The organism is Marinomonas vulgaris (assembly GCF_018145875.1).
Taxonomy (GTDB): Bacteria; Pseudomonadota; Gammaproteobacteria; order Pseudomonadales; family Marinomonadaceae; genus Marinomonas; species Marinomonas vulgaris.
Genome location: NZ_JAGSSV010000021.1, coordinates 14,741 through 35,086 on the forward strand (window position 1 = coordinate 14,741; position 20,346 = coordinate 35,086).

Sequence of the window (20,346 nt, forward strand, 5' to 3'; positions counted from 1 at the left end):
CAATTTTCAGGGTTCTTCAATGTGGTTTACTGGTCGATTTATAATGCGATTCACAGTTTCATGTTCGTCGTCTTTCACTAGATAAACTAGGCCATCAATGCACAAAAACGAAGCTTTACCTCCATGTTTCTTAATAATTTTTTTGTTGCGCCTAAAAATAATGACGGCCACCGCCAATATATAAAACAACATTAATGCAGACGAAACATAAACACTGTACATAGCACTCTCCCCTAGTCTCGCTATAAGAACGCCCTTAAACCATAGATTTTATGTAAAACTTAAAGAACTCATCACGATCTATAATGCCCCAATCCGCCAAAATGTAATAGCCTACAGCACCTCTATTACCATCAGCCTCACGAACAAACATTATCCTCATACCAAAACACGCACGTAAGGCCGCCAGCTGCCTCTTGAGTGTAGATTCTGGAATATTAGTCTCATGATGCAAGTACGACAGCGTTGGCCTCTCCACCTTCGACAGCGCGTTTATGATATCGAACTTTCTCTTTATATCATTCGATACTTCCATTCTGTCTCCTATTTCAAGCCTTTCATGCTTATAAGCTCAACGTCGGACGCTAATACAAGAACGTCTTTCTCTTGAAAGTTTTCTGTCACTTTTACCCATACATAACTAGGTTCGCTACAAACTCTATCTAGTAACAACATACCTGACTTAACATCATCATCAATTAGCACGTTAACAGAAAGAACGAGTTTTTTGGGATCAACGAGTTTATATGCCTCGCTATTACCTTCATTCTCGTCAATTTCATCATCCTCATCGATTTCGCAACTTTCTAAAAGATCGGCTTGATTTTCAGCATCGCCTGGGTGAATTGTATCGTCAGTATTTTCCTGCTCTAAAGAATCACCAACGCTTAAGTCCTCATGGAAATCTTCGTTAGGCTCAAAGTTAGCTACATTATCATTGGTACTACCCTCTTCAGGGTTATCAACCTCGGTAGCCTTCTCTTTCTTAGCTTCCTCTTTTACACGCTTAGCGTCATTCAAAAGATCCCGGCTCTGTTTACGAGTAATGCCAGTTTTTGTCGCAGACGCACAAATGGCCCTGCATTTCTTTTCGTTAAGATCAAAAAGTAAACGTAGATTATTTAGCGTTTCGGTGTCACCACAGATGCCTTTTTCGTAAATATCTTTAACGCAATCTGGTAGTTTAAGCAAAGAAAGGTGCGTCGATACAAATATAGCACTTTTACCCAAGCGTTTAGCGATATCTACTTGCTTCCAGCCTTCGCTTACAAACGCTTTTAAAGCATTTGCTATCTCCATTGGGGCTAGATCTTCTCGTTGGATATTCTCAATAAGCTCACCAGCCACCTCGTCCAGAGATGACATTTCTTTGTCGTTAACAATGATGTCTATTTGGTCTATACCGGCGACCCTTAACGCTCTCCAGCGACGCTCACCTTTCTGAATAACATACTTACCACTGTCGTTCTTCGGATAGACAATAACAGGGCTTTGTTGACCCTCAACCTTCATTGTGTCAGCCAAGCCTTCAATGTTGCTGAATTGCTTACGCACTTGATTTTTTGACTCAACATCATCGAGTGAAACCGTGATGACTCTTTTGTTCTCTTGATCTGCTAACTCTGCACTGAACATAGATTTTTCATCTTCAGCTTTTTTGTTTGAGGCCGCTTTAGCCAAAGCGGATAAACCCTGTAAATTTCCAATCTTAGCCATGTATTACTCCGATCTCTCTAATATTTCTTGCAGCACTGCTTCAACTTCTTTTGCGGCCACATGACCATAACGAAGCTCCCAAACTGGAATCCCCTCTGTGATAGCTGAATCTAAGGGTGGGCGGTGCATAATTTTATTTTTAAATAATAAATCTGGGATAGAGTCTTCAAGTTCTTTGAAAGCCCGTTCTTGGTTGATTGACCTGTCCATGTCATTAATGACAATGCCAAGTATTTCCAAGTAGCTGTTGTAACCTTCTTTGATACCGATGATTGTATTGAGAAGACCTTCAACGCCGTCCACAGCAAAGCCAGAAAGCTTAACCGGACAAACCACATGCGTTGACATAACTAAAGCAGCCACAAGCTTACGCCCAAGGCTGGGTGGACAATCTATCAGCACGTAATCGTAATTAAGAAACAATTCTTCGAGGTGTTTTGCCGGGTTCATAGCTTGATCAAGCTGAACCGTTTCTATCTCGAACAAGTCTGGATCGTTCTTGGTAGCATGAATGAGATCCATACCTGAAGGACATTTTAGAACTTCTATCTCACCGACATGATCGCCAAAAAGATCCGCTGTTTTTGTGCCTGAAAGGATTGGAGTGAAAAGATAATCCGCATCCTCAACTCTTGGAGCCAACCGGCTAGAAGTGTTGCCTTGACCGTCCATATCGATAACTAGGACTTTTTTCTTCTTTTTGATGGACAGATAAAAAGCCATCTGGATGCAGATAGTGCTTTTGCCCACTCCTCCTTTTTGATTCGCAAAGCTGATTACTTTTGCCATATATACTCCACCATTTATAAGTTTAGGAGGGCTAATTTTCTTTCACATGTGAAAGCCATCGAAGTATTGTATATCATTTAATGATTCTTAAAAATTGCTTAATGATCTACAAATAAAGAAAAAACGTAAAGAAAAGATCTATTCAACAAGATCCGTTCTTTTTCTGTTTAGTGCAGGGTGAAAATTAATCAGATGGCAATCTGTGTTAACACGATAATGACAAGGACGGCAGCAAAGGTATGCAGCTATAATAAAACGACTTACTGACTCAGAGAAATCTTCTAGCTGTTAAATTTCAGGATGAAAGATATCTCCTATTTAAAGAAGAAAAGAGCACGGTCTCAGGCTGCTCTATTAATAATAGGAGTTTACCGTGGGACACCTAGGGGAGATACGAATAAGTCCTATGTATGAGACAATTCATTTTAACCTTCGAGATTGACCATGTCGCATCAACTCACTTTTGCCGACAGCGGATTCAACAACAAGCGTCGTAAAACACGTAAAGAGATTTTCTTGGCTCGAATGGATAACTTGATGCTGTGGGATCAGCTTGCGGTTGTAGACGTTCTTGATCATGTACCAGTAGAAGTAGTGTCCCCTGACGGTGCTTGGTAGCCAGGTGATGTCCCAGCACCTCAGCTGGTTCGGGCTGTCGGCCACATGGGTGGTCAGTGTCCGCTTCACCAGTGGTCGGCTGCGACCACGCGGATGCTGTTGCTGGGCTTCCTTCAGTACGCGGTAGAAAGTCGACTCCGAAGCCAGCTAGGTGCCGCGATCGGCCAGGCGCGCCACGATCTGATGCGGCGGTAGACTGGCGAACTCCGCCTGGTTGGATACTTCCAGCACACTGCGGCGCTAGTCCGGACTCAGCTTGTTGGCCGGTACTGGGCGTGGCACGTTGGGGCGCCGATCCTCCGGACGGTGCTGCCAGCGTTGCAGTGTGTGCAGAGTCAGACCCAGCTCGGCATAGGCCTGGGCTCGACGTGCGCCCGTCGTTGATCAACTGCACGGATTCACGGCGATCTGGGGCGCTGATCATTCGTCCTCGTCCTTCCCCTAGAGCGCCTCGGCTTTTTTTCGCAGCACCAGAAGCGCTGCGGTTTCCGCCAGGGCCGCATCTTTGCGGCGCAACTCGCTCTCCAGCTGCTTGATCCGCTTCTTGACCGCTTTCTCCTCGTCTCATCTCCGGCGGGTTTTGGCTGGCCGGGCCGGTGTGTTGGCCTGCTCATAGGCTTGGCTCCACGCCTTGATCTTCTCGACATACAGACCCTTGCGCCGACAGTACTCCGCCTCATTGAGACCGGTACTCTCCAACACCACACGAAACTTGTCTTGTCTCGACCATTGATCGGCCTGCTTCCCACCTCTCGGCACCACGGCTCCTGCTGCTCTGGCTTGTTTACGCCAAGTATACAGGGTTGCATCGGTAATGCCGGTCGCCTTGACCAGCTCCGGCACACTGCGGTTCAACGGTGGCATCATCTGCCGTACCATCCATTCCCGGTGCTCTTTCGAATAACGCGCCACACAGCTCTCACTTCTGTCCACCGCACAATATTTAAAGAATCAATTCACACGACAACTATCCTGATATGGCGGGTTCCTTATTACGCTAAGTAATATTTGTTGACTGACGCAAATTTATGGGCTAGATTAAAAAATTAGATATCTAAACTTTTATATCTAAATTATTTTCTAATGAAGAAGGTAGTCACGCTGATACAGATGTGAAAGCTAGTCCTACTCGTTAAGCCCTTTTAGCTGCGACGAAGTGGATAAATAGCAAAGCCGCATACAATTCCGACTTTTAAAGTTTGTTGTGTTGGTAGTATAAGCGGCAGAGAATTATGGAATGCGAAGAGCTTGGTATCAGGAGAGAGCGGTAACGGATTTGTTTCTGAGTCCGCTGGACTGACGAGCCCACTAAAACAACTATAACGAAAGGTGTGAAGAGCATGAGTAAATTGAAATTATCTGTTGCCGTTGGTAACTACGATCGCATGAGACCTCTGGTAGACGGAGATGTTCAAATTGATGGGGTAGACCCCGTTTTTATGCTACATGATCCGGAAGAGATTTTTTTCCGTGCGTTCAGGCATGCAGATTTTGATATCACCGAGCTCTCAATGAGTAGCTATACGGTGAAAACTGCTGACAACAACAGCCCATACATCGGGGTGCCTGTTTTTCCTTCTCGTGCTTTTCGACATACGTCGGTCTACATCAGAACTGATCGTGGCATTAAGTCACCAGAGGATCTGAGAGGTAAGCGAGTCGGTGTGCCTGAATACCAATTGACAGCAAATGTTTGGGTTCGACTCTTTTTAGAGGAAGAGTATGGAGTTAAGCCTAATGAGATCGAGTGGGTTCGTGGAGGTTATGAAGACCCGGGCCGCGTTGAAAAAGTCAACCTGAATCTCACAGATGGTGTCGAAGTTAACAATATTCCTGAAGGTAAAACCCTATCAGGCATGCTCGCTGCTGGTGAGATAGATGCGGTGATCGGGCCTCGCGCACCAAGTTGTTTTGCAGCGGGACATCCTAATGTAGGGTACTTATTTGAAGACCCAATGGCTGAAGCGAAAGCTTGGTATGAGAAGACTAAGCTGTTCCCAATCATGCACCTTTTAGGGATTCGAAAAACATTAGTAGAAGAACATCCATGGCTTCCATTCTCTGTTTACAAAGCGTTTGAAAAATCGAAAACAATTGCTCTCGAACGTTTGTCTGATACGTCTGCGACCAAGGTGACTCTTCCATTTGTTGAGGATCAGCTTCGAGCTGCGAAGTTGATGATGGGTGATGATTTTTGGTCGTACGGATTCGATCAGAATAAACACACTCTAGAACGGTTCCTAGCACAACATCACGCGGAAGGTTTGTCGAAGCGATTAGTAACGCCTGAGGAATTATTTCACGCGTCAAGTATGGAGGGTTTCAAGATATAAATAGGGTGTCTGTCAGGCACTAGGTCACAGGTTAAATCTCCAGTACGAGATTAAATTGCTGTTACATAGTTGGTTATTAAGCAAACTCAAAAAACAAAAACAAAAGGAAAAGATTATGTTTTCAACCATTAAAAAAGGTATGGCCGGAACGCTGGTCTCCGCAGTATTAATGCTATCACCGATAGCGCACTCAGAAAGCTACGAGATGACTATAGCCGGTGCATCTCCTGGTGGGCTTTGGAGTCTGCTGGGAGCGGGTGTCGATGGCGCGGTTAGAGAGAGTTACGAGGGTTCTAAGATAACCTATCAGACTTCTGGTGGTGGCGTTGCTAACGTAGGATTGCTCGATCGTGATCAGGCAAACCTCGCGATTATTCATGATGCGGAGCTCCTGTTAGCAAAAAAAGGAGACGATCCGTTTCGTGAACCGATAGACTCAGCTCGTGTTTTGTCTTACCTCTACACTTGGGCGCCTATGCAGGCGCTGATTAGCAATAGCTTCGCAGAAGAATATGGCATTAAGGCTTTTGAAGACATCGCAAAAGTAAAACCACCAATCACGATTGCCATCAATAAACGCGGAAATATTGCGTCTAATATTGCAGTGGAAATGCTAGAAGCTATCGGTGTTACTGAAGCGGATATCGAGAGCTGGGGTGGCAAGATTATTTATGCTGCATCTGGCGAGCAGATTTCTCTGATTCAGGACCGCAGAGCAGATCTTCTGATCAATTCTCTCTTCGTAAAACATAGCTCGATTATGCAAGCGGCTAACAGTGTAGACCTTACTCTGCTGTCGATGGAAGAGGGCACTGTAGACGCTATAAATGCGGAGAGTGGGACTGTTTCTTTTGATATTCCAGCAGGAACATATGAGTTTTCTCCGAATGCCGTACATACGGCTTCTTTGGGGGCAACTCTGGCGGTTCGTGAGGACATGGATGAAGAGCTCGCTTACAACCTGACCAAGGCGTTGTTTGAAAATTACGAAACGATCGTGAGTGTTCACTCTGCGATGAAGGCGTTAACGCCCGAAATCATGGCTTCAGTAACCGTAGTTCCTTATCACAAGGGCGCACTCAAATATCTTGAAGAAGTTGGTTTGAAGTAAAACTATAACAAAAACAAGAGCAGGAATTATCTAAATGAAAGACATACTATCATTATTAATTCAGACGGGGTCCAAGCGCCGCCTCAGTTCAGGATTAGCGAAAATTATCCAGGCATTTGGCGCAATAATAGCATTGACAGTGATTTATACGACGACGGTTGTATATGTTGACCTGTTTGGAATGACAGTAGTATTTTTATCATCAATCCTTGTTCTGCTCTTCATTATGTATTCGGCCGGCCCCTGGGGTCGGTCTGATATGCCTGGACCGACTGATTGGGTTCTGTCGCTGGCTAGTGCGGCTGTTGGGATCTACTTTTTTGTTGAAAGTAGTCGGATTGTTGAGAGGATCACACTACTCTATCCTCTAGAAATGCCGGATCTCATAGCCGGTTCGATACTTCTATTCCTGACTATCGAAGCTACCAGACGAACTGTGGGTTTTGGTCTGACAAGTGTTGTAGCAGCGTTTGTAGTTTATAACTTATTTGGCCACGATCTTCCATTTGGGTTGGGCTTTCGTGAAGTTGGATTCAATCACTTTCTAGACATTATGATGTTTACGAGTGATGGGCTCTTTGGCGTTCCTCTTCGTGTTGCTGCCACCTACGCATTCCTTTTTGTTCTGTTCGGTACGTTTTTGTCTCGTGCGGGTGGTGCGGATTTCTTCTACAACCTGGCATCTGCTCTTGCAGGGCGCCGAGTTGGTGGTCCAGCTAAGATAGCAATTATTTCCTCAGGTCTTTACGGAACAATGTCAGGAAGTCCGACTTCTGATGTTGTTACCACGGGTTCAATTACGATCCCAATTATGAAACGCCTTGGTTATAGGAGTTCTTTGGCAGGTAGTGTGGAAGTTGCAGCCTCGACGGGAGGTAGTCTTTTGCCTCCGGTTATGGGATCAGCAGCTTTTATCATGGCGGAGTATACGGGTATCGAATACCGTGATATCGCGATAGCAGGTATTGTTCCCGCTTTGCTTTACTATCTGTGCGTATATGCGCAGGTTCATCTTCGCTCTCAGAAAATGGGACTGGGTGGACTTGGCGAAGATGAAGTGCCTAAAGTTAAGGATGCAATGTCTAACGGAGGTTTGTTTATCCTTCCGCTAGTTGTCCTTTCAGGGGCGTTGATTATGGGATTCTCGCCTACTTATGTTGCTGCCTTTGCCACCATAGGTGTGGTTGCAGTTGCGGCTGTAAAACCTTCAACTCGCATGGGTTTAAAGGCGATCTGGGAAGCCCTAGGTGAAACTACCGTTCGAATGGTTTCGGTTGTGGCTGCTTGTGCTGCTGCCGGCTTGGTAATCGGCGGAATTTCGATGACTGGGCTGGGTGGCAAGTTTGCTGATCTAGTGTTTTTGTTGGCAGGAAACACTACTTTCCTTGTTCTCGTAGTTTCTGCCATATTAGCAATCATCCTAGGTATGGGAATGCCGACACCCTCAGCCTTTATTTTGGCTGCGGTGCTCGTCGGACCGACCTTGGCTTCACTGGATTTCTCTCCTCTGCAGTCAAATATGTTCATCCTGTACTTTGCAGTATTGTCAGCAATGACACCGCCTGTAGCGGTAGCTGCATTCGCTGCTGCGGCGATTGCTGATGCCAAACCTCTGGGAATTGCGGTTGGTGCAGTGAAACTTGCGATAACTGCATTCATCGTACCCTTTGCATTTATGTATGGTGATGGGCTGCTTCTAGAAGGAAGTATCTCTCACATTGCAATTAGTTGTGTAGGTGCGGCCATCGGCGTAATCCTGTTGAGTGCTGCAGTGGAAGGGTTCTTCATAGAAGCGCTGAATGCAGCTGCTAGGGTAGCCCTATTTATTGCTGGCTTATTGTTTATCTCGCCTGGTGCAGTTCCTCTGATTACAGGCAGCATAATAGTGCTTTTGACTATCTTCGTTACTCCTCACTTGAGACAACGCGTGAAGGCAATGGTTACGAGTCGCGCTTAAAGGATTGGTCCGGTGGGCAGGGAAGCCCTAATCACTGGAGAGAGTAATAGAGTGGAGATACTTTGGGCGACGTTATCGTCAATGATGTTTGCTGGTACGTTTTTGCTAATAAAGATGGGTCGCCTAAACGCATCAAATTTGAGCGTCTTGTGGATAACGCTAACAGCTAACGTACTGTTTCTAGGTATTATATCTTTAGCTTGTTTATCGCCGCTCCCTTTCGATATATGGGAGTGGCGATACTTTATCCTCGCGGGTCTATTCGCTCCTCTACTGGGACGGCTATTCCAATTTATTGGAATGTCCACGTTAGGTACCAACGTTGCAACGGCTATTACGCTGACACACCCTTTAGTTTCTGTTGCGTTAGGGGTATTCGTAATAGGGGAAGCAGCTTCATACGCTCAAATGCATGGCGCTATTTCGGTAGTGCTAGGTTCTTTGCTTATCGGTATGTCAACTCAATCCAAGAGGGTAAAGATTCCAATCTTAAAGACATTTTTGTCTTTTTATGCACCAATACTTGCTTCTATTGCATATGGTGTATCGATATCGTTTAGAAAAATCGGAATTGAAAATGGTACTGATCCTATAGTGGCGAGTGCCATTACGGTAATCACATCGTGGATAGTTCTCACGGGGTACGTGGTATTTACAAGAACAAAAATCACATGCAATAGCCGGGAACTGAAGTATTTTTTAATCGCGGGTGTTCTTTCCAGTGTTGGGCCGGTGTTTCTTTATATTGCACTTGCCTCAGGAACATTGATCGTCGTAGCTCCGCTCGCTGCAACTACACCTCTATTTGTTCTTGCAGGTACATGGATTTATTCAAGGCAGAATGAGATTTTTAATCGTCGCATTTTATTTGGCGTGTCTTTTATTGTACTTGGAGTGATTCTTTTTACCGGTAAATTCTGAGAAGAGACACCTGGTAAATCTGATGCGCTGAAAGTGAGATCCAAAATTGGATTACTTCGAAATTAAAACTAAAACGGGAGTCATAAATTGGGAAAGTACGAATCACCCTATTTAGCACTTGGATCGGATGGAATAAAAGCGCTGGTAGATCATTTTTATGATCTGATGGATAACGCTCCGAAATACAAAGCACTTCGTGAGATGCATGCAGTCGACTTGTCCAGCGTCAGGGGTAAGTTGACAGACTATCTTATTGGTTGGATGGGTGGACCTCAGATTTATTTGGAAAAGTATGGCTCAGTATGTATGACTGGTCCGCATGAATCCTTCCGAATCGGGACTAAAGAAAGAGATCTATGGGTGGCATGCATGTATGAATCCATGGAGTCCATGGATGTGGATGATGAGGTTCAATTAATGCTCAGGAAGCCGCTGGCTAGGCTCGCAGACGCAGTACGAAACACACACTAAGTGTATCAGACTATCAGGCACCGAATTTGCTAGATGGCTTGATTCAGCAATCTGCCGACTGTCGTTCTAACGTCGCGAAAGCCATGGCATTAGTTTTCTAGAAAGGCAAGGAACAATAAATGTCGTAGTGAGTCCAGTTAGAATAGTTACCACTACGAGTAATCCTATCGCTTCATGTAGCGGGGAAATTATGGGGCGCAGAGTATTTATGAGAAGGATCAAAAGGGGATATACCGCTAGTATACTCAGAACCCAGTGTTTCCAAAGCAGTGGTGGCAGAGGCTGTGACGGAAGGCGGGTTACGGGCTCGAACCAAATATTCGAGCCGGATGTGTGTTCTCTTGAGATATCGGTGATATACATCTCTTCAATTGGTGCTAGGGCTTCAATTCTTTCTCGTGATTTTTTCCAAGTGTCCAGCGCTTTAACAGACTCGAAGCGAGTTACTAGGTAGAAGTCCACACCTTGCCCCCCTTTTCTTCGTATGATGTCTATAGATTCAAACCCGAGCGTAGCTTCTAGTTTGGGTATTAATCTACTTAAATGTTCGCTAAGCTGTCCATCATTTTCATGACTAACTCGAAAAGAAACCAGGTAGGAGGTTGAATCTGTCGCTAGATGTTCTGCGGTCAAAGGTGTTTCAGAAGTCATGAGTCAATTACCGAAGTTATATGAAAATTTAAAAGTACTCTTAGGTGCTTGCTGGAGTCATGACGAGCCAAATAAAAAACTGGTTGGATAGCTGGTCAAGTTGAAGTGTTTCGGCACCTTTTTCGCTTCAAGGATCAGTGTTCCTAAGTAATTTCTTGGTCCATACAACAGTTTGCAGAACAAGAAGGCATTAAGCTCTCCACCCTGTATAGTTGGCAAAAGCAATTCAACACATCAGGATTTAGCGAGTCAAAAGTGAGTTCATCAGATAAGTGGTCAAATGAAGAAAAATTTGCTGTCGTACTTGAAACTGCTGCCTTGTCTGAAGCGGATCTGCATCAGTACTGTCGAGAAAAAGGGTTGTACCCTGAGCAAGTAAAGCGATGGAAGCAAGCCTGTATTGCTGGCAACACGGTGAAATCGACAAGAAACACTAAGCTCACGGCGGAGCAACAAACGGCCAAAAACGCATTAAAGAACTAGAGCGTGAGATCAGACGAAAGGAGAAAGCGTTAGCAGAAAGTGCTGCGCTACTGGTGCTGGGAAAAAGTTCGATGCCTATTGGTAGGAAAAAGAGGACAGCTAATCACGCTTGACAATAGGAAAAAGTACTTCAATTGCTCTATATTTGGGATCTTTTTTTAGAGCGAGTAAGGCTAAAAACCTTTCTGATACAAAGGCCTAAAAATAGTATGGCGTTTCATATTTGAAACGCCATTATTCAGTGACGATTATTAGATTTTTTTGGATTAATTAATATTATATTTCAATATTATCATGGGGGGTTATATCAGTTTAATCATAAATTAAGCTAGGTAACCACAAGGATAGTGGCGCAATGACCACTATAAGGAACAAGCGTATAAGATCGGCGGTCCAAAAAGGCAACACGCCTTTGAAAATGGTACCAGTGCGAACGTCTTTGATGATGCCGCTAAGTACAAAGACGTTCATACCAACCGGTGGCGTGATTAGACTAATTTCAACCACTATTACCGCCACGATACCAAACCATACTAGGCTATAACCAAGATCTACCACAATTGGGAAAAAAACAGGAATGGTTAACAAAAGCATCGAAAAGCTCTCTAATACCATGCCAAGAATGATGTAAATCATTAGAATTACAAAAATAACCATGATTGGTGCTACATCTAGGGACGATACAAAATCAACCATCATGCTTGGTAGCCCAGCGCGGTTAATAAAATCAGAAAAGATCAGCGCACCAATAACAATAACGAATAAGGTAGCAGAAGTTCGTGCACTGTCAGCCAGTGTTTTGAAAAGAGACGATAAGCTCAAACTACGACGAAATAACGCAATGATAAACGCCCCGCCTGCACCAATACCCGCCGCTTCTGTTGGAGTGAAGATACCCAAATAAATACCTCCCATCACCAACACAAACAAGCCTAATATGTCTCGTACGCCTTTTAGGGCTCGCAATCTTTCAGACCAACTCATCCGCTCAGCACTTGGGCCGGCGTCTGGATTTCTCCAAACTGTGTATTTTACTGCACCAAGGTACAATACGATGCCTAAAATCCCAGGAATTAGGCCTGCGGCAAACAGCTCACGAATACTGGTTTCAGTTAACAAACCATAAACAATTAGCATGACACTAGGGGGAATCAAAATACCCAATGTGCCACCTGCAGCAATGGAAGCGGTCGCTAAGGCATCACTGTAGCCATACTTTCTCATAGGGGGCATGGCTACTTTTGCCATTGTGGCCGCAGTGGCGAGGCTTGACCCACTTACTGCAGAGAAGCCACCACATGCTGCGATGGTCGCCATCGCAACACCACCTTTCCTATGACACAAAAAAGCATAAGAAGCTTCATACAACTCTTTTGATAGCCCAGATCGAGTTATTAAGTTACCCATTAAGATAAATAAAGGAATAATAGAAAGCCCATAATCCTTTGCGGTATCAATAATGCGATTAGAAGCCATAGAAAGGGGGATTTTCCATCGGAAACTGTCGATATTGTCCCACGTAAGACCATTTAGAATAGCAAAACCAAAGAAGCCTACTATCCCCATTGCAAAGGCAATAGGGATTCGAAACAGCATGATCATTATCAAAAGGATAGCGAAGCCAACTAATACTAATGTCATTTTACTTCTCCTAGAGGGGATGATTTACGGGCTGATAAAACAAAATATAGAAGAGCACTGATGCCTGTAATCCAGCTTAATATGGCAATGTATTGAACAAAAAAGCCCACCTCTAGATACAAAAAGTCTGTAGTAATATTGCGCCTTATCATTCGCGCTCCCAAATCCCAAATTCGAAAAGAAACAAAATAAAGAGATGAGGCAATAACAGCACTAGACAGCAAAGAAAGTAGGCGTAAAACAGAATGCTTCACAAATATATCAATCAAATCAACAACAATGTGTGCACCACGCCATGTGACAACTGGCATCACTGAGAAAATAACAATAGCTAAGCCAATTTCTGTCAATTCAGTTGTTCCAAGAATAGGTTGACTGAAGAAGTAGCGACCAACAACATCAAAACAAGTGAGGACCATAAGAGCAAATAGCGTACTGGCTGCTATTAGTTCAAAGAAGAAGGCCAACCATTTCATTGGCCCTCTCTCCTCATAGTTTGCGTCCAACCATGAGATAAACGACATACTAGCGCGCTCCAGCGTCTTTTTGTTGCTCTTTGGCATACGCTTGAGCTTCTGCTCTCAACATTTTTAATGCCGCTCTTGCATCCACATTTTTATCCTTGACTGATGCCAGCCAATTCTCATCTAAACCGGATGTTTTTTCTGTATAAGACAACGTGATAGGATCATTTTTGTCCAACACAACGACTGTGCCGCCTTTCTCTTCGGCATACTTTTTAGCCGCAATATCAGCCTTGTCCCATGCTGCCCCTGCCATAATTGACAAACGCTCTCCCGAGACACTACGAATAGCGTTGGCGTCTTTTTCACTCAAAGAATCCATGAAGTCAGGACTAATAAACATTACAAAACTGCCCATGTACATTCCAGTTGGCAGTGCCGTAACGTAAGGTGCAACTTCATACAACCGTTGGGCTTGCTGTTCGGTCATAGGCATAAACACACCATCTACTACGCCTGTTTGCATGAGTTCATAGACCTTATTTCCAGGCGCAGCCACAGGGATCACTTCCAATCGACTGCCAATCTCGGCTTGAATGCCACCGCCAATGCGAATTTTTTTACCTTTCAAGTCATCAAGACTGGTAACAGGGAAGCGTGTTTGCATTACTCCTGTACCGTGAGTAAACAGGCCAATCAGCTCTAAACCATCGTGTTCGTTGGCTTTTTTAAGGTATTTTTCATAAGTACGCCAGTGAGCAGCTGAGGCTGCTTCAGCGTTCACGCCAAGTCCTGGTAGCTCTACGATTTCTTGTAATTTAAAGCGCCCTGGAATGAAACCATGAAAACTGAATGCAGCATCTGATACACCGTCTTCAACTATGTCAAAAAGCTGAGCTGGATTGTTCGAGCTGTATTCGATGTTAACCGTGACACGCCCCTCAGTGGCCTCCTCTACCCATTTACCCCATGTTGGCCACACCACAGCATTTTGGGCGTGTGTCGGCGGTAGCCATGTGCTGACATTAAGCACGGTCTGCGCTGAAGTATATGTACTGAATCCCGCTAAAACGGTACTAGCTAATACAATAGATCGCATATTTTTAAACATATTGGCTTTCTTCCTATTTTATTGTTATTGGGTTTATAGTTTTATGGTTATTTTTCCTGATGCTCTGGAGCAACAAGTCATCATTCTTTTATTGCTTTGCCTTTCTTTTACGCTAAGAACGTGGTCTCGATGATTTATTTCACCTCCTCCTAGAACGATTACTTCACAGCTTCCACAAAGTCCTTCTGCACAATCGTTGGGTACGTCAACATTGTTATCTAACATAACTTCCAAGAGTGTTTTGTCTCTTGGGACATGGTAGGTTTTTCCGGTATCAACCAACTCAACATCAAACGCATGTTCTTTTTCGGGGTTTAAGGTATTGCTTTGTGAGGTGAAAAGTTCAGAACTCAGTATATGGTGATACCGTTCAGCTAAAACTTGGATTTCATGGATCAAGCCCTCGGGGCCACAGGTATAAATAGGCGTCCCTGGTGGGCTTGTTTTGAGTTCAGCGTCTAAATTTAGACGCTTTCCTTCGCTAGAAATAAATAGCTCAATGTTTTGCTCATACTTTTTCAACTGGTGGTTTTGCACCATGCTGTCTCGTGTACGACCACAGTACAGCAGCCTAAAAGCTTTGTTTTCGCGTGTGAGTTGTTCAGCCATGGACAACATGGGGGTGATTCCTATACCCCCTGCGATCAATAAAACAGGCTGGGCGTGAGACTGTAATGGAAAGAAGTTTTTGGGGCCTTGAATGGGCAGTTTATCCCCCAATTTAAGGTTTTGATGAATCCACATTGAGCCACCTTTTCCTTCAGGCTCTTGCTTGACCATAATAGAATAATTCGCAGTATTAACACTTGGGCACAAGGAGTATTTGCGATTTAAGCCGTTCGGCAGATGAAGCTCAATGTGCGCCCCTGGGGTCCAATGAGGAAACGCCAAGGTGTCGTCTTCTGACGCTAAGACAATTTCTTTAATGTCGGTGGCAACCGTATGAATTGCCACAACTTTAGCCTGGCGAACTATGGTGCGCTTGTCTGGGTTGCCAATTGCAAAAACACTAGCTGTTTCGGTGCCTTTGATTGCTTCTGGGTTCCATTCAACCCACAGTGCTTCAGGCCCATGAAACGAGGTATTGGGAGTGGCGGTAAAGGTCTGCTTTGAAAGCGTCATATCCGGGATGCGACGAGTCAACTCTTCGATAAAAGCGCACATTTCCAGACGACCGATATTGCGCCCAAGACACTGGTGAGCACCGTAACCAAAAGATAAGTGCTCACTGGCGTTATCGCGCAAGATATCAAGTTCTTCAGGGTTCTCAAACTGTTCTGGGTCTCGGTTCGCTGCAGCCATCACAAGAAACAGTTTGTCACCTTTGGCAATATTGACGCCGTTTATTTGTACGTTTTGTGTGGCCTCACGCCGCCAAGACACAATCGGACCGGCGTAGCGTAGGCATTCTTCCACTGCAGCAGGAATAAGCTCTGGCTGATGATGTAATTTTTGCCAAAGTTTGGGCTTAGACAAAAGATGCTTTATGGCGTTCGCCGTGGCAGTAGCCGTTGTTTCGTGGGCGGCAACCAAAATAGCCATCATCATAGAATGCAGGTAGTTGTCTGTGACAACACGAGGGTTAGTTTGATTTTTGCGGATCATGTCATACATCCAGCCACTTTGGCCGTCTGTATTGCGTTTCATGCGTTCTAGCACGTCACCTGAATAATGCCAAAATTTGCCCACATTAGTGGCCACATGCTGCTGTTCTTCGGGTGAAGGGCGACCCCAAGTATTGACCTTGTGCGCTACGCCATACTGTTGTAAGACCGAAATATCATCATCAGGCACGCCCAAAAATTTAAGCGCAACGATGACAGGTATATCCCACAATAGCGTGGCCATGAGGTCTACTTTGCCCAAACCTATAAATTCATCCACCTTTTGAGTCACTAACGTTCTGGTGAGCTCGCGCAGCCCTTCAAGTTTGTCGGCTTCAAAAGCATCAAGTAACTCGCGGCGGCGTTCCATGTGAATCGGCTCGTCCTCATTGACCAAAGTGCGATTCATACCGTAGTTATAAGAGCGTAAGATCTCTGCGGTTTCTGGCGTATCTGGGGTAAATTTTTCTAATACATTGCGAGCCGAAAAAACAACAGGATCACGAAATATCTCACGAATGTCTGCATAACGGGTTACTACCCAATAGTTCATTTTTTCCGAAAAGAAGATCGGCTTTTCTTCACGAAATGACTGTAGAGAACTCGCAGGACAATGTTGATACTCCGCTCCAAACATATCAAATTCCGTTGCCTCTTCGTTACGCTTATTTGAAGCATGAAAAGGACAATGTGATTGTGCAGAGTTTTTCATCAGATCGATCTCCTGTTATTTTTATTATTTAATTCGCTCTTTTTTTGCTACTTAATTTGTTTCTTTAGCTTTCAACTCTTCGGCGTGTAGAAACTTAGTGTGCTCAGGTGCACGCTTAGTTTTTGTCCACTCGTTAAGCATATCGTGCTTCATTTCTTCTGTAATTCGAGCAATTTTTTCGGCAGCAGCAGGATCATCATAAGCCAATTCAATGCGATGACCATTTGGATCAAAAAAGTAAATCGAATGAAACAGACCGTGGTTGACAATACCAAGTACATCAACGCCATTCTCTTCTAAATGTGCTTTCGCCACTTCGAGTGTGTCACGGTCTTTAACACGGAGGGCAATATGCTGAACCCATGCTGGGGTATTTTTATCACTGCCCATTTTAGGTTTGGTAGGTAACTCAAAAAAAGCTAGTACGTTGCCATTACCTGCATCTAAGAAAATGTGCATGTAAGGATCAGGTTCTTTGGTTGAAGGTACATGGTTCTCGGCAAAGGCAAGAGTGAAGTTCATGTGAAGGTTTTTCTTGTACCAGTCCACTGTCTCTTTGGCATCGTGGCAGCGATACGCAACATGATGTATTTGTTCTATTTTGAATGTCATGAGAGTTTCCTTTAGTCGGTTAAGTGGTTAAGCCATATCAGGTTGTTGCTCTGGTGCTGCTTGCACAAAAGCGGGGTGGTCTTTGCAATGCTCGTCAACGGATACAATATGTGGGTAAGCCTCAAGGCTCATATTAAAGCGTTTAGCATTGTAAATCTGTGGCACCAGACAACAGTCAGCAAGGCTTGGGGTATCCCCAAAGCAGAATTTACCTGGCTGTTTTGCGATCACTTTTTCTAACGCATCAAAACCCACTGTGATCCAATGCGTGTACCATTGTTGACGCTGTGCATCATCGACATCAAACGAGCAATTTAAATATTGCAACACTCGTAAGTTATTAAGAGGGTGCACATCGCAGGCTATCATCTGACTGATGGCGCGCACGTGCGCGCGCGCCTCAGGGCTATCTGGAAGCAGCGACACCGTATCGGGATATGCTTCTTCAAGATATTCAATAATGGCCAAAGATTGAGACAACACCGTTTGTCCATCAACCAGCGTGGGCAGCAGTTTCATCGGATTTAAAGACGCATAGTGGCTACTGTGTTGCTCTCCGCCATTGTTGAGCAGATGTACAGGGAGATACTCATACGGCATTTCTTTAAGGTTCAAAGCAATGCGCACTCTGTACGCTGCCGAACTTCTAAAATAACTGTAAAGCTGAATCATGATCTTGCCTTAAAAGTTAAACGTATGAGCAGGAAGAACCTTGCCTCGCACTTCGCCAAAGCCAACTCGTACGTCCTCTTTTTGTGCATAGCCACGCATCACAATGCTGTCACCGTCTTCTATAAAGTTACGTGATTCACCATTTTTGAGTGTGAGCGGTTCAGACATGTTCCAAGTAAGCTCAAGTAGGCTGCCACGGCTGTCTTTTTCCTTGCCTGAAATAGTGCCTGAGCCTAACAAGTCGCCTACCTGCATGTTGCAACCACTGATCGCATGGTGAGTCAGTTGCTGAGCCATAGTCCAGTACATGTACTTGAAATTAGTTTGACTGATCACGGTCTCTTCACCCGCCACATCAAACGCCACTTCAAGATTAATATCGTAGTTGTTGTCCCGTTTCTCACGCAAATAAGGCAATGGCAGCGGTTCTTGTTGAGGCGCTGGGCAGCGGAACAGTTCTAATGCTTCTAGGGTGACGACCCATGGTGAAATAGAAGATCCGAAAGTTTTAGAGTTAAAAGGCCCAAGTGGCACATATTCCCATTGTTGGATGTCTCGCGCTGACCAATCATTGAGTAGCACCATACCAAAGATGTGCTCATGGGCTTCTTCAACAGGAATGGGCTCACCTAGGGCGTTAGAACGACCCACAATAAAGCCTGTTTCTAACTCAAAATCCAGTTTGCGACACGCCGAGAAAACGGGGCGATCAGCGTCTGGTGTTTTGATCTGGCCGCTTGGGCGCACGATGTCGGTGCCACTGACGACGATAGAGCTGGCTCGGCCATTGTAGCCCACTGGCAATTCTGTCCAGTTTGGCATGAGTGCATTTTCTGGCCCGCGGAACATGCAGCCAACATTAAAGGCGTGCTCTCGTGATGAGTAAAAATCGGTATAAGAAGGCACATGAATAGGCAAGTGCATTTGTACGCTCGCCTGCTCGATCAAGGCGCTAGTGCGCAACGCTTGATTGTCACGCAGCTCTGGGTTGTCTGCGTCTAGTAGGTCTTGTAAACACGTTCGGGTTTGTTGCCAAACGGCTTTACCCAATGAAATAAAAGGATTAAGCGTGCTGTTATGGAAGACAGGGTTGTTTGAAGTAGGCAAAAGACCAGCGGATTCAAGTTGGCTTAAATCCAATACTTGATGGCCAATGGCGACCCCAACGCGCGGGCTTAACGACTCACTGCTGAAAATCCCATAAGGTAAATTGTAGATAGAAAAATCGCTGTTTTTCTCAACAGGTACAAATGTTTTTTTCTTATCCATAAGTCCTTGACCTCTATTTAAATAATTCTTTTGTGTGTTTGTGTTGATGAGAAAATAGTAGAAGGTATATATTTATAAGACAAACAGAAATTATTTATATATATATGGGTTAAACTTATGAATGTTACGTTGCGACAGTTACGTGCTTTTTTGGCCGTCCATCAAGAGGGTAGCTTCACCAAGGCAGCAGAGACCCTTCACATTACTCAGTCAGCTTTAAGCAGCATTATCAAAGAATTAGAAAATAACTTAGAACTTGGGCTGTTTGACCGCTCAACCAGAAAGCTAGAAACCTCAGAAGCGGGCCGCAATATTCTTCCAGCTGTGATTCGCATGTTGGATGAAATGGACACCTTAACCAACGAGGTAAAGGGGCTTAAAGAACTGGATTATGGCAAGGTAAGAATTGCTGTAGCTCAACAATTGGCGTCAGTTGAGCTGCCTAGAATTATCTCCATGTACAACACCATGTACCCACAAGTGGAAGTCAGCATGATTGATTGTGGGGTCGAAAAAATACAAGACATCGTCAGCAGTGGTGAAGCCGATATAGGTATTGGACCAGAGCGTAAGCTACAAACCTCGTTGAGCAAGCGTTTGATTTTTTCTCAGCCATTTCATTTAGCGACTTTGCCTAGCCACCCTATTGCACAAGGCGGCCGTATTCGCTGGAAAGACATTGCCTCTTTGGAGCTGATAACGCTTCGAGGAACATTTACGGATCTTTTAATAGAAAATTTAATGCGAGACTCAGCCGACTACATTATCAAACCGAAGCATCAGGTGAACTTTATGTCTACGGCACTTAGTATGGTGAAAAACGGCCTAGGCGTGACCTTGTGTTTGCCCTACGCGTTTGAATCGGTTAAACAAAATGAGCTGGTAATGGTACCTATTTGTGACCCGATAATTTATCGTAACTTTTACCTATACAGCTCTAAAAACCGTGAAAAGCTACCAGCTGTGCAAAAATTTATCGATGTTTATTTAAAACACATGCATTTTGATAGAGCATTAGAATGAATATTCCGGTTCCCATTAATTTTTTATATTTTACCAGTAGATTTTCGAAGTAAAACTAACCAGCGTTCAGCTATCGGATTAGAATAAAGTCCGACAAGACTAGTCTGATTATCAAGGTTAAAAAACATTTATTGCGGCGGTATTCCATGAGGAACGATCGTTACATCAGAGTAAATCTTTAGGGACAA

Annotated in this window: 18 protein-coding genes and 2 pseudogenes; 9 read left to right on the plus strand and 11 right to left on the minus strand. The window is 44.4% G+C overall.

All coding sequences use genetic code 11. From position 1 onward, the window contains the following. Nucleotides 1-256 precede the first annotated feature (256 nt). Genes J9B83_RS12965 through J9B83_RS12975 form a run of 3 tightly spaced genes read right to left on the minus strand, consistent with a single transcriptional unit; the run spans nucleotide 257 to nucleotide 2,505 of the window. Nucleotides 257-535, minus strand: coding sequence for a helix-turn-helix domain-containing protein (locus J9B83_RS12965; protein ID WP_211537284.1), 279 nt, complete (start codon nucleotides 533-535; stop codon nucleotides 257-259). 8 nt (nucleotides 536-543) lie between these two features. Further along, entirely contained in the window at nucleotides 544-1,716 is a 1,173-nt protein-coding gene (locus tag J9B83_RS12970; protein WP_211537285.1) for a ParB/RepB/Spo0J family partition protein, read from the minus strand. A 3-nt stretch (nucleotides 1,717-1,719) separates the two neighbouring features. After that, entirely contained in the window at nucleotides 1,720-2,505 is a 786-nt protein-coding gene (locus J9B83_RS12975; RefSeq protein WP_211537286.1) for a ParA family protein, read from the minus strand. A gap of 444 nt (nucleotides 2,506-2,949) precedes the next feature. On the opposite strand from J9B83_RS12975, the pseudogene J9B83_RS15795 reads away from it, so the two are divergent. Together J9B83_RS15795 and J9B83_RS15800 are read left to right on the plus strand one after the other, a co-directional pair. Beyond that, a pseudogene (locus J9B83_RS15795) lies at nucleotides 2,950-3,069 on the plus strand (IS5/IS1182 family transposase); the annotation flags it as partial. A gap of 110 nt (nucleotides 3,070-3,179) precedes the next feature. After that, nucleotides 3,180-3,659: a hypothetical protein gene (locus J9B83_RS15800; protein WP_139248955.1), complete on the plus strand. Its 480-nt coding sequence runs from the start codon at nucleotides 3,180-3,182 to the stop codon at nucleotides 3,657-3,659. 28 nt (nucleotides 3,660-3,687) lie between these two features. Here J9B83_RS15800 and J9B83_RS12985 read toward each other — a convergent pair whose 3' ends face one another. Next, nucleotides 3,688-4,035 carry a transposase gene (locus J9B83_RS12985; protein WP_139248953.1) on the minus strand — a complete coding sequence of 116 codons (348 nt, stop codon included), beginning with the start codon at nucleotides 4,033-4,035 and terminating at the stop codon, nucleotides 3,688-3,690. A 428-nt stretch (nucleotides 4,036-4,463) separates the two neighbouring features. Here J9B83_RS12985 and J9B83_RS12990 point away from each other — a divergent pair, with 428 nt between their 5' ends. From J9B83_RS12990 to J9B83_RS13015, 6 genes and pseudogenes are all read left to right on the plus strand, one after another. Further along, a complete protein-coding gene (locus tag J9B83_RS12990; RefSeq protein WP_072842373.1) occupies nucleotides 4,464-5,456 on the plus strand; it encodes an ABC transporter substrate-binding protein in 993 nt (330 codons plus the stop codon). A gap of 55 nt (nucleotides 5,457-5,511) precedes the next feature. Next, the gene (locus tag J9B83_RS12995; protein WP_236037296.1) at nucleotides 5,512-6,567 is read left to right on the plus strand and encodes a TAXI family TRAP transporter solute-binding subunit; all 1,056 of its coding nucleotides are present in this window, start codon (nucleotides 5,512-5,514) and stop codon (nucleotides 6,565-6,567) included. Nucleotides 6,568-6,601: 34 nt separating this feature from the next. Next, nucleotides 6,602-8,524, plus strand: a complete 1,923-nt coding sequence (locus tag J9B83_RS13000) for a TRAP transporter permease (protein ID WP_114412843.1) — start codon at nucleotides 6,602-6,604, stop codon at nucleotides 8,522-8,524. A gap of 51 nt (nucleotides 8,525-8,575) precedes the next feature. Beyond that, on the plus strand, nucleotides 8,576-9,445 hold the full coding sequence (locus J9B83_RS16025) for an EamA family transporter (RefSeq protein ID WP_211537287.1): 870 nt from the start codon (nucleotides 8,576-8,578) through the stop codon (nucleotides 9,443-9,445). 87 nt (nucleotides 9,446-9,532) lie between these two features. Next, on the plus strand, nucleotides 9,533-9,916 hold the full coding sequence (locus J9B83_RS13010; RefSeq protein WP_072842371.1) for a group II truncated hemoglobin: 384 nt from the start codon (nucleotides 9,533-9,535) through the stop codon (nucleotides 9,914-9,916). A gap of 810 nt (nucleotides 9,917-10,726) precedes the next feature. After that, nucleotides 10,727-11,179: pseudogene (locus tag J9B83_RS13015) on the plus strand (IS3 family transposase); the annotation flags it as partial. Nucleotides 11,180-11,362: 183 nt separating this feature from the next. On the opposite strand, the gene J9B83_RS13020 reads toward J9B83_RS13015, so the two are convergent. The 7 genes from J9B83_RS13020 to fahA are packed head-to-tail and all read right to left on the minus strand — an operon-like array spanning nucleotide 11,363 to nucleotide 19,135. After that, on the minus strand, nucleotides 11,363-12,691 hold the full coding sequence (locus tag J9B83_RS13020; protein WP_114412842.1) for a TRAP transporter large permease: 1,329 nt from the start codon (nucleotides 12,689-12,691) through the stop codon (nucleotides 11,363-11,365). Continuing rightward, entirely contained in the window at nucleotides 12,688-13,167 is a 480-nt protein-coding gene (locus J9B83_RS13025; RefSeq protein WP_236037297.1) for a TRAP transporter small permease, read from the minus strand. The genes J9B83_RS13020 and J9B83_RS13025 overlap by 4 nt, the downstream gene beginning before the upstream one ends. A gap of 49 nt (nucleotides 13,168-13,216) precedes the next feature. Next, nucleotides 13,217-14,266, minus strand: coding sequence for a TRAP transporter substrate-binding protein (locus tag J9B83_RS13030; protein WP_114412840.1), 1,050 nt, complete (start codon nucleotides 14,264-14,266; stop codon nucleotides 13,217-13,219). 33 nt (nucleotides 14,267-14,299) lie between these two features. After that, nucleotides 14,300-16,582 carry a cytochrome P450/oxidoreductase gene (locus J9B83_RS13035; protein ID WP_114412839.1) on the minus strand — a complete coding sequence of 761 codons (2,283 nt, stop codon included), beginning with the start codon at nucleotides 16,580-16,582 and terminating at the stop codon, nucleotides 14,300-14,302. Nucleotides 16,583-16,633: 51 nt separating this feature from the next. Then, complete coding sequence (locus tag J9B83_RS13040) at nucleotides 16,634-17,194, minus strand: VOC family protein (protein WP_114412838.1); 561 nt, start codon at nucleotides 17,192-17,194, stop codon at nucleotides 16,634-16,636. A gap of 27 nt (nucleotides 17,195-17,221) precedes the next feature. Further along, nucleotides 17,222-17,866, minus strand: coding sequence for a maleylacetoacetate isomerase (gene maiA, locus J9B83_RS13045; protein ID WP_211537288.1), 645 nt, complete (start codon nucleotides 17,864-17,866; stop codon nucleotides 17,222-17,224). Nucleotides 17,867-17,875: 9 nt separating this feature from the next. After that, nucleotides 17,876-19,135 carry a fumarylacetoacetase gene (gene fahA, locus J9B83_RS13050; protein WP_114412837.1) on the minus strand — a complete coding sequence of 420 codons (1,260 nt, stop codon included), beginning with the start codon at nucleotides 19,133-19,135 and terminating at the stop codon, nucleotides 17,876-17,878. Nucleotides 19,136-19,252: 117 nt separating this feature from the next. Between fahA and J9B83_RS13055 the strand changes: the two genes are divergently transcribed. Beyond that, complete coding sequence (locus tag J9B83_RS13055) at nucleotides 19,253-20,158, plus strand: LysR family transcriptional regulator (RefSeq protein ID WP_114412836.1); 906 nt, start codon at nucleotides 19,253-19,255, stop codon at nucleotides 20,156-20,158. Nucleotides 20,159-20,346 lie beyond the last annotated feature (188 nt).